This is a genomic window from Paenisporosarcina sp. P4_D4 (genome assembly GCF_056401835.1).
The window spans coordinates 1-2,462 of record NZ_JBFUIO010000217.1; the positions used below are offsets into that span (position 1 = coordinate 1).

At 33.6% G+C, this 2,462-nt stretch carries 4 protein-coding genes; all 4 read left to right on the forward strand.

All coding sequences use genetic code 11. From position 1 onward, the window contains the following. The coding region (locus AC1DSL_RS17215) for a hypothetical protein (protein ID WP_477533156.1) at window positions 1–773 on the forward strand (773 nt) is incomplete at its 5' end. A 31-nt stretch (window positions 774–804) separates the two neighbouring features. Further along, window positions 805–1,590 carry a hypothetical protein gene (locus tag AC1DSL_RS17220; RefSeq protein WP_477533157.1) on the forward strand — a complete coding sequence of 262 codons (786 nt, stop codon included), beginning with the start codon at window positions 805–807 and terminating at the stop codon, window positions 1,588–1,590. Between the two features lie 67 nt (window positions 1,591–1,657). Then, the gene (locus AC1DSL_RS17225; protein ID WP_477533158.1) at window positions 1,658–1,891 is read left to right on the forward strand and encodes a hypothetical protein; all 234 of its coding nucleotides are present in this window, start codon (window positions 1,658–1,660) and stop codon (window positions 1,889–1,891) included. A gap of 148 nt (window positions 1,892–2,039) precedes the next feature. Then, on the forward strand, window positions 2,040–2,462 hold a 423-nt coding region (locus AC1DSL_RS17230; RefSeq protein WP_477533159.1), incomplete at its 3' end, for a hypothetical protein.

Here is a 2,462-nt window from a genome sequence, read left to right on the forward strand (position 1 = left end):
AATATACGAATTCTGCAATGAAAGCTATTAGAGGTGAGAATATGGAAGTATTGCAACAAGGTGATATCCATTTAAAATTCCTACTAAATTTGCCTGTTCATGTAGAAGGGATTGGTGATTTCTTTGTTCCTTCATTGAAGGAGATAGTAGAACTCACTGAGAACAAATACAATTTTGCACTCTCTTCTGTACTATTCGATAAAAGTAGGTTAGAAATAAGTCCTGAAGAAATCGAACATTTAACAGAATTTCAAGTATTGAATTCTATAGTCTATCATGACGCTTCTTTTAGGGAAGCTTTTTTTTGTGCGCTAAATTTACATTTCAATAAACAGCCTATAATTGATGAGGAAATTGGATGTATTTATTTTGATGAGCTAAGCGAGGAAACGATTCTTACTGATGAAAAATTTAATTACATTAAAACTTTAGTAAAGACAGCCAATAATCTTCAAGATAATGAAGAGGACGAAATTGTTGCGGGCAATGATAGAGCTAGAGAATTTATGGAAGAACAAAAACGCAAGAAGGCTTTATTAGCCAAGCTCAAAAAACCAAAGATAAACTTACACAGCATCATTTCTGCCGTAGGATGGAAAACAAAAAGCTTTGACTTTATTAGCAAACTGAACGTTTATCAGCTTTATGATGGATATGGCAGATTCCAGTTAATTGACAATTATCACTATACAATGAATGGAATATATGGTGGCACAGTTGATGGGAAAAAGATAAAACTTGAAGACATCAACTGGGCTAATATTTTTAAATAATAAATTATAACAGAAAAGGATGATTTTAATTATGGCAACACCTAATCGTTGGGCAATCCGTGAAGCTGGAGAAGCTACATTTTATGATCTAACAGATGGACACGCAATCGTAACATTAACTACTTTAAAAACAAGTGGTGTAGAAACAACAGGTGAGACGGTATACGCTCGTGGGGGTCGAGGAAACGCTAAGCTTGTAGGATTCTCATCTAACCGTGAATCAAAAATCAATTTAGAAGATGCTATTTTCGATAATAAAGCAGTAGCAATGTTAACAGGTAATAACATTTTAGAAGGTAAAAAAACTGTTGACCGTAGAGACGTTATTACAGTTACTTCAAATAAAGCATCGCTCCAAAAAACACCAAAAGGTGCTTTAATTTCTGTATATGAAGTAAACCCTGATGGAACAAATGGTAAAGAATACACTTTAGGCACACCTGCTACAAATGTTAATGATTTCAGTATCGCAGCCAAAGAATTGACGTTTAATGTGGGCGTTGTTAATAATACTAAAGTTCGGGTTTATTATAAAGTCGAGACTGCATTAGATGCTAAGACGATTAAAGTAACTTCTGATAAATTTGGTGGATCATTCCGTGTCACACTTGATGTTTTAGTAGTTGACGAATTTACGAAAAAAGCTTTCCAAGGACAATTAAATATACCGAATGCTAAATTCGAAGATTCATTTAACTTAGACTTCGCAGCAGATGGCGATCCTGCTGTATTAACTTTGCCATTAGAAATCCTAAAAAGTCCAGTAAATACGGACATGTGGGAGCTTGTAATTTATGATGAAGGTGCTATCGTTTAATAATAAACTATTAGAATATGTATAGAATAAGTTAGAAATATCTTATTCTATACTAGGAGGTTAAAATGTGACTAAAACTACAGCAAAAATTGTGGAACAGGCTACGCTGAAATCTTCTGTTTTAACGGTAGTAAAAGTAGAAGAAGTCTCAGTAATTGTTATCGTTGACGGATGGCGTATGCGTATCTATTTTGAAGATGGTGTAGATAGAACCTTGTTTTCTACTGGCAAACAAATTGAAGTCAAGTATACAGGCGATATTGATGATGTCCACTCTTTAAAATTCGAGAAATTAAAGTAATCATAATTCAATGATAGTTAGATGGTGCGATATTAACTTATCGTGCCATCACTAATATTATTGACCACAGCAGAATTGACTGAGAGTGCAGAGGATTATCCGCACTCTCTTTTAAACATAGAACAACAGAAAACAAGGAGGAATCAAAATGTCAACTAAAGCTAAAAAACCACGTCAGCGTAATATTAAATTAACTGATATTCAAGCCAAACAAAAAGACATTAACAAGCAATCAACTTATGTCTACGATGAAGAAAATAACATCGTCATTCGTTACAATGAAAAGTTTAATCCTGCTACAACTGAGAAGTTGCTCAAGGAAGCATACGAAAGTTTACTGTTTGATGAAGAAAATGATTTAGGGTTTTTCAAGAATGACACTTCGTTTCTACAGTACATTTACTTCTTAATTATCAAATTCTATAGCCATTTAGGARAAGACATTCCAGATAAATTAGATGAGCAAATTCCAGTGTTCCATAGCATTGTTGAAACTGGATTATTCGAGTTGTTCTTTGATCAGCTTTACGATGCAAATGAAGTGTTAGCGGTTGTAGACAAAGTTAAATCA